We start from the raw sequence: 6,941 nt of genomic DNA on the forward strand, positions 1-6,941 counted from the left end.
ATCTCCCTGCTAACCATAAGTTAAAATATGCAGAGCAGAATGAATGTCAGTGATCTCACAAGGGCATTGTGCAGAGTTTTTGACTGGTAAACTGGGGTTTGTGGCGCAAAATCTACAAATAAACATCAAAAGTATCGATGTTATATAACGACAAGGCCGGATTTCTCACCATTTGCAGAATGAGAAATCCGGCCCCGGATTAGAAAAAGTAATGGAAAAATTGAGCTAAAATTAGATTATTTCAATCGAAGCGAATCGTCCCGTAACCATTCCGGTAAATCATTCAGCCCCATTGCCTGGCGGACCAGTTTCGGCTTCACGCCCGGCAGGGAATCCGCCAGCGTCAGGCCAATATCACGCAGCAGTTTTTTGGCCGGATTGTCACCGGCAAACAGTTCGCGGAAGCCCTGCATCCCGGCAAGCATCAGCGCAGCGCTGTGTTTACGACGACGCTCGTAACGACGCAGGTACATGTGCTGGCCGAAATCTTTGCCTTCTTTTTGCAGGCGTTTGATTTCGGAGGCCAGTTCTGCGGCATCCATAAAACCTAAGTTGACACCCTGCCCGGCCAGCGGATGCACGGTGTGTGCCGCATCGCCCACCAGCGCCAGACGTTGTCCGGCAAAACTGCGGGCATAACGGCCGGTCAGCGGAAAGGTCACGCGATCGCTTTCTACGGTACAAATACCCAGACGCAGGTCAAAGGTACTGGCAAGGATTTTGTTGAACTCTTCCGGCTCAAGCGCACTCAGGCGCTGCGCTTCATCCGGTGACACTGACCAGACGATAGAAGACAGATGTGCATCCGCCAGCGGCAGAAATGCCAGAATACCTTCGCCGTGGAATACCTGCCTTGCGACAGACTGGTGCGGTTCTTCAGTGCGTATGGTCGCCACCAGTGCATGATGGCGATAATCCCAGAAGGTCAGCGGAATATCGGCGTGCTTACGCAGCCACGACTGTGCGCCATCCGCGCCGACCACTAAACGCGCGCTGAGCTGACGTTCATCACTCAGGGTAATGAAGGCTTCATTTTCTCCCCACGCCACATTTTTCAGTGTTGCCGGTGTGAGCAATGTGATGTCGGAAGATTTTTCCGCACGTTGCCACAAGGCGCGGTGGATCACCTGATTTTCAATAATATGGCCCAGATGGCTGAAACCGTATTCTTCGCCGCGGAACGCGATTTTGCCGAAGCTGTCGCGATCCCAGACTTCCATCCCCTGATAGGCATTGGCACGCTGCGCAATAATGTTGTCCCAGACGCCGATATATTTCAGCAGACGTTCACTGGCAGCATTGATCGCTGAAACCCGCAAGCCAGGCTGTTCCGGCAAGGGCGTATCAAGATCCGGCTGCTGATTTTCCAGTACGGCAACACGCAGACCGCTGCCCTGTAATCCGCACGCCAGCGCCAGACCAACCATTCCGCCACCGGCGATAACCACATCAAAAGATTGCATAATTTTTCCTGTAGGGATTAACGGTCAACCCAACCTAACGTTCTGCGAGTGAAAGCATCGCGTAATGGCGTAATGCCTTCCATCGCCAGTAAACCGAGATTGCGCCCGACCATTAACGGCAGCCAGCGATTGGCAAAGAGGTGGATCAAGCCATCGGTAACGCCGACGGTTGCCTGCTGATCGGGCTGACGGCGCTGCTGATATTCACTCAGCACGCGGTAACTGCCGACATCGGCACCTTGTGCAGCAGCATTAGCCAGTGTTTCCGCCAGCGTCATGACGTCACGCAGACCGAGGTTAAAACCCTGTCCGGCAATCGGATGCAGCGTTTGCGCCGCGTTGCCAACCAGCGCCAGACGGTGGCTGATGTGACTATTGGCTTGCTGTAATTGCAGCGGATAACTGAACCGTTTACCGGCCTGCCGGAAGGTGCCCAGTCGCCAGCCGAAAGCTTTTTGCAACTCACTGAGGAACTGCGCTTCGCTCCAGTGATCAATCTTGCCTTTCGCTTCGCGCGGATGACACCAGACCAGTGAACTGCGGCCATCGGACATCGGCAGCAGTGCCAGCGGACCGTGTTGGGTGAAACGCTCGAAAGCACGATTGTGGTGCGGCTCGCTGGTCGCCACGTTGGCGATGACGGCAATCTGGCCATAATCTTCACGCTGCCAGCCAATATTGCAGGCTTTTGCCAGCGAAGAATGCGAACCGTCAGCGGCCACCAAAAGCTGTGCTGTCAGCGTTTGACCGCTGTCGAGCGTCACGCTGGCGGAATCTTGTGAACGCGCGACATCCATAACTTTCGCCGGACAATGCAGCGTGACGCCGGGTGCATTTTTCAGCATCGCAAACAGGCGCTTACCGACTTCATGCAACTCAACCACCTGCCCCAGCGCCTCGACGCCATAATGCGCGGCATTGAGATTCACAAAGGCCGCGTGACCACGATCGCTGACATGGATATCACGGATTGGCGTGGCGATTGCCGCCAGGGCAGACCAGATCCCCACCCGCGATAATTGCTGGCAGGTTCCCTGTGCCAGCGCAATCGAGCGGGCATCAAAGCCCGGGTGTCCGTGATGTTCCGGCGCAGTGGCTTCCACCAGATGCACCGCCAAACGTCCCTGCGTCAGCGAGGAAATCGCCAGCGCCAGCGTGGCACCGGTCATGCCGCCGCCAACAATTACGATGCTCATATTATTTCTTTGCCGCCGCCATTAACGCTTCAATATCATCGGCTTCTTTCACCACATCGCCGGTCAGAATTTCAATACCGGTGGTGGTGATCAGAATGTCGTCTTCAATACGGATACCGATGCCGCGGTACGCTTCCGGTACGTCGGCATCCGGCGCGATATACAGACCCGGTTCAACGGTCAGCACCATGCCCGGCTCCAGCGTACGGCTGCGATCCACTGAGCCATAATGGCCGACATCATGAACGTCCAGCCCCAGCCAGTGGGAAAGACCGTGCATGAAGAACTGGCGGTGTGCCTGCTCCGCGTAAAGGGTTTCAACATCACCTTTCATCACGCCCAGTTTGACCAGACCTTCAATCATCACGCGAACTGCGGCTTCGGTCGCGGCCTGAATGCTGCTGCCCGGCCCGAACACTTCCAGCGCTTTATATTCTGACGCCAGCACGATGTCGTAGATTTCGCGCTGCGCTTTGCTGAATTTGCCGTTCACCGGGAACGTGCGGGTGATATCACCGGCATAACCCTGATATTCACAACCAGCGTCAATCAGCACTAAATCGCCGTCACGCAGTTCACATTCGTTTTCGGTGTAATGCAGGATGCAGCCGTTTTCGCCGCCGCCCACAATGGTGTTATAGGAAGGATAACGTGCACCGTGACGGGTGAATTCGTGATGAATCTCGCCTTCAAGCTGATATTCGAACATGCCCGGACGGCATTTTTCCATCGCACGGGTATGGGCCAGCGCGGTGATGTGTCCGGCGCGGCGCATAACGGCAATCTCTTCAGCCGATTTGAACAGGCGCATGTCATGCACCCACGGACGCCAGTCGGTGACAGTGGCCGGGGCCGAGAGATTCTGACGGAAGCCTTTGCGCAGTTTTTCCATGGCACGGTTAACGATTTCATCCGCATAGGCGTAATCGCCCTGTGCGTGATACAGCACGTCGAGACCGTTAAGCAGCAGATGAAGCTGATCGTTGATATCATCAAAAGGCAGCGCTTTGGTCACGCCAAGCCTGGCGGGCGCGGCTTCCTGACCTAAACGACGACCAAACCAGATTTCAGCGGTGAGATCACGGACGCGGTTAAACAGGACGCTGTGGTTATGATTTTCATCACTTTTCACCAGGATCAATACCGCTTCCGGCTCATTGAAACCGGTGAAATACCAGAAATCACTGCTCTGACGATACGGGTATTCACTGTCGGCACTGCGTGGTGCTTCGGGCGCAGAAAAAATTACCGCAGCACTTCCCGGGGCCATCTTCGCTAACAGCGCCTGACGACGATTCTCGTACTCTTGCTGAGTCATCACCTTCTCCTGAAATCGTTTTAATGAGTGCAATCAGTTTATGTAATGCAATGTACCATCAATGCAAAGTACGGTGATTTTCCGCAGCCGTCGGGCGGCTGTGGCCAAATTCACCAAAGCACAGAATGGCGGCAACACGGACGTACTCCACCACTTCCTCTAAAGATTGCGCCAGTTGTTCCTGATCTTCATCTTCGTCGTAGCCCAGTTGCGCGATGCTGCGCAAATCGTCGATCGCTTCACCGACTTCGCCTTTCACTTTGGCGAGTTTTGGCTGCATCATGCCCAGGCCAAGCAGGAAATGGTTAACCCATCCGGCCAGCGCATCGGCACGCTCAAAGATGTGTTTTTCATCGTCGGGCATCAACATTTTGAATTCGAAGCTGTCATCTTCGAGAGTGTCTGACGTCACTTTGCGCAATTGTTGCAGCAAATCTGCCAGCGTGTGCGGGAAGGCCATACCTTCGTTAGTCAGATCATGCACCATCGTCAGCCAGCTGCCGTCGCGATTGCCACCGCACAGCAAACCACTGATCAAACCGTGCATTTCTGCTGCGGTCAAAGCAACCGATTGTTGTTTCAGGTTTTGATCCAACGAATCGTAAGTAGGGTAAGTATTCTCTATAGACATGCGCATTCGCCATCGTTGGCAGGTTAAGTTCGTGTTATGCTACCACCAAGGTCTGTCGTAGTACCAGATTAGCAGCCCGTGATGGGGTGGTCTTAAACATGAATGGCACGCTCTGAACAATCGGGCAGCAGTCAGCCGGTCATGGGGTTGTAACCTGGTATTGAGATAGTTATAGTGGCGCCCGCTTCCAACATCCTGCGCCAGGTCGTAGTGGTCACGTTGGGGCGGACGAATAAATTAGCAGGAAGGTGGCATGTCTGCACAACCGGTAGATATTCAAATTTTTGGTCGCTCTTTACGGGTGAATTGTCCGCCAGAACAACAGGAAGCACTGAATCTGGCAGCTGAAGATCTTAATCAGCGGTTGCAAGATCTGAAAGTTCGCACTAGAGTCACCAATACGGAGCAACTGGTATTCATCGCGGCATTGAACGTATGTCACGAACTTGCTCAGGAAAGGTTGAAAACGCGCGACTACGCATCCAATATGGAACAACGTATACGGATGTTGCAACAAACCATCGAGCAGGCATTGCTCGAACAAGGCCGGATCTCTGAACGTGAAGGGGCGCCTTTCGAATAACACACGTTGCTGACTGACTGGTCACAGGTCGTCAGAAACGGTAAAAAATTTCTCTGAGATGTTCGCCAGCGGGCCCGTCCCCTGAGCCGATAATTAGTACCAACAGAATGTGATGATCCGTAATCGGTGCGCATGCTCGGTCCGTCCGAGAAGCCTAAAGATTGCGACAGCACGTTCACCTTGAACCATGGGTTCAAGGGTTACAGCCTGCGACGGCATCTCGGAGATTCCCCTTTCTTTTTGGTACATCCCTTTCTGGTGTTTGTATCTATGCCCTACACGCCGCTTTTTGCTTCTGCCCGACAAACCATCCGCAGTGAAATACGCCAACGCAGAAATACGCTGACCGCTGAACAGCAAACTCATTTTGCGCTGCAGGCTGCAGAACGCGTTGCAACCCATCCGAAAATTCATTCCGCCACTTCAGTCTCCCTGTTTCTGTCCTTTGATGGTGAGCTGGATACCGCACCGTTGATCGCCCGTTTGTGGAACGAAGGCAAACAGCTTTGTCTGCCAGTGCTGCACCCTTTCTCGCCGGGTAATCTGCTTTTTCTGCGTTATACGCCCGATACGACGCTGGTGCGCAACCGGCTCAACATTCTTGAGCCACAACTGGATGTCACGCAGGTGATCCCGCTGGCGCAGCTGGATATCATCCTGACGCCGCTGGTGGCGTTCGACAGTGCGGGGCAACGTTTAGGTATGGGTGGTGGCTTTTATGACCGCACACTTGAGCGCTGGAAAGAAGGCGGGCCGTATCCGATCGGATTAGCGCACGATTGTCAGCATGTCGATGCTTTACCGGTGGAACACTGGGATGTGCCTTTACCTGAGGTCATCACGCCTGGAAAAGTGTGGAGATGGTGATGCCAGACGATATAAATCCACGGTAAGCAGAGTGCCAGCCAGAAATAGAAAGCATACCTCATAAGTATGTTGTAACTAAGCTTGAAATCCGCACGTCTCCCTCGCTTTTTAAAAACCCAACCCATTGAAATTAATAATACTTTCTCTTTATACATACCGTTACACGCCGAAACCAATCACTCACGGACAGCAAGGTTTGTCACGCCTATTATTCTCACATCGGCCCCGCAGTGGGGTAGACACACAAACCAAGATCCCTGAGGAATTAAAGATGAAAAAAGTATTAGCTCTGGTTGTAGCCGCTGCAATGGGCCTGTCTTCTGTCGCTTTCGCTGCTGAAACTACCGCAACGCCGGCACCTGCTGCTACCACAACCACCGCAGCTCCGGCTCATGCCACTAAGCATAAAGCACACAAGAAACCTGTTCAGAAAGCGCAAGCTGCCAAGAAACACAAAAAAGCCGCTAAAAAAGCACCAGTCGCTCAGAAGGCGCAGGCGGCTAAGAAACACGTGAAACACGCTAAAAAAGCGGCTCCTGTTGCTCAGAAAGCGCAGGCGGCTAAGAAGCACGTGAAACACGCTAAGAAAGCGGCTCCTGTTGCTCAGAAGGCGCAGGCGGCTAAAAAGCACGTGAAACATGCTAAGAAAGCTGCTCCGGCTAAAGCAACTCCGGCAGCATAAGAAGTCACTAAGAAGTCTTTGTGAACGAATCTGTTCACTCTTATCAAGACTGAAAAATTTAACACCCGGTTCGCCTAATGCCGATCGTTTAAGGATCAGTTGACCGATCCGGTGGCTCGTGTAAAAAGGGTTCATGCTCATCATGGACCCTTTTTAAATGGAACTTTCACAAGCTCTCGGTATTATCAATCTTACTGCCCC

7 protein-coding genes and 1 other RNA gene are annotated in these 6,941 nt (G+C 53.2%); 4 read left to right on the forward strand and 4 right to left on the reverse strand.

Annotated elements, in window-relative coordinates; genetic code table 11:
* Window positions 1–236 precede the first annotated feature (236 nt).
* Genes ubiI through LC431_RS21195 form a run of 4 tightly spaced genes read right to left on the reverse strand, consistent with a single transcriptional unit; the run spans window position 237 to window position 4,608 of the window.
* Complete coding sequence (gene ubiI, locus LC431_RS21180; RefSeq protein ID WP_112150871.1) at window positions 237–1,463, reverse strand: FAD-dependent 2-octaprenylphenol hydroxylase; 1,227 nt, start codon at window positions 1,461–1,463, stop codon at window positions 237–239.
* A gap of 17 nt (window positions 1,464–1,480) precedes the next feature.
* The gene (gene ubiH, locus LC431_RS21185; protein ID WP_013576785.1) at window positions 1,481–2,659 is read right to left on the reverse strand and encodes a 2-octaprenyl-6-methoxyphenyl hydroxylase; all 1,179 of its coding nucleotides are present in this window, start codon (window positions 2,657–2,659) and stop codon (window positions 1,481–1,483) included.
* 1 nt (window position 2,660) lies between these two features.
* The gene (gene pepP, locus LC431_RS21190; RefSeq protein WP_013576786.1) at window positions 2,661–3,977 is read right to left on the reverse strand and encodes a Xaa-Pro aminopeptidase; all 1,317 of its coding nucleotides are present in this window, start codon (window positions 3,975–3,977) and stop codon (window positions 2,661–2,663) included.
* 58 nt (window positions 3,978–4,035) lie between these two features.
* Window positions 4,036–4,608, reverse strand: coding sequence for a YecA family protein (locus tag LC431_RS21195; RefSeq protein ID WP_015690331.1), 573 nt, complete (start codon window positions 4,606–4,608; stop codon window positions 4,036–4,038).
* Window positions 4,609–4,861: 253 nt separating this feature from the next.
* Here LC431_RS21195 and zapA point away from each other — a divergent pair, with 253 nt between their 5' ends.
* The 4 genes from zapA to asr all read left to right on the forward strand — a co-directional run bounded on the left by zapA (window position 4,862) and on the right by asr (window position 6,740).
* Window positions 4,862–5,191, forward strand: coding sequence for a cell division protein ZapA (zapA, locus tag LC431_RS21200; protein ID WP_013576788.1), 330 nt, complete (start codon window positions 4,862–4,864; stop codon window positions 5,189–5,191).
* Between the two features lie 47 nt (window positions 5,192–5,238).
* Window positions 5,239–5,422: non-coding RNA, 6S RNA (gene ssrS, locus LC431_RS21205), on the forward strand.
* A 39-nt stretch (window positions 5,423–5,461) separates the two neighbouring features.
* Window positions 5,462–6,058 carry a 5-formyltetrahydrofolate cyclo-ligase gene (locus tag LC431_RS21210; RefSeq protein WP_015690332.1) on the forward strand — a complete coding sequence of 199 codons (597 nt, stop codon included), beginning with the start codon at window positions 5,462–5,464 and terminating at the stop codon, window positions 6,056–6,058.
* Between the two features lie 271 nt (window positions 6,059–6,329).
* On the forward strand, window positions 6,330–6,740 hold the full coding sequence (asr, locus tag LC431_RS21215) for an acid resistance repetitive basic protein Asr (RefSeq protein WP_013576790.1): 411 nt from the start codon (window positions 6,330–6,332) through the stop codon (window positions 6,738–6,740).
* Window positions 6,741–6,941 lie beyond the last annotated feature (201 nt).

The sequence above is a fragment of the Rahnella sp. GSA61A genome (genome assembly GCF_019969905.1).
In the GTDB taxonomy this organism is placed as follows: domain Bacteria; phylum Pseudomonadota; class Gammaproteobacteria; order Enterobacterales; family Enterobacteriaceae; genus Rahnella; species Rahnella aceris.

Bases quoted from the DNA above. Each gene is read 5' to 3' on its own strand.
- zapA (WP_013576788.1), top strand. From the start codon at position 4,862: ATGTCTGCACAACCGGTAGATATTCAAATTTTTGGTCGCTCTTTACGG.
- asr (WP_013576790.1), top strand. From the start codon at position 6,330: ATGAAAAAAGTATTAGCTCTGGTTGTAGCCGCTGCAATGGGCCTGTCT.
- ubiH (WP_013576785.1), bottom strand. From the start codon at position 2,659: ATGAGCATCGTAATTGTTGGCGGCGGCATGACCGGTGCCACGCTGGCG.
- pepP (WP_013576786.1), bottom strand. From the start codon at position 3,977: ATGACTCAGCAAGAGTACGAGAATCGTCGTCAGGCGCTGTTAGCGAAG.
- ubiI (WP_112150871.1), bottom strand. From the start codon at position 1,463: ATGCAATCTTTTGATGTGGTTATCGCCGGTGGCGGAATGGTTGGTCTG.
- LC431_RS21195 (WP_015690331.1), bottom strand. From the start codon at position 4,608: ATGTCTATAGAGAATACTTACCCTACTTACGATTCGTTGGATCAAAAC.
- LC431_RS21210 (WP_015690332.1), top strand. From the start codon at position 5,462: ATGCCCTACACGCCGCTTTTTGCTTCTGCCCGACAAACCATCCGCAGT.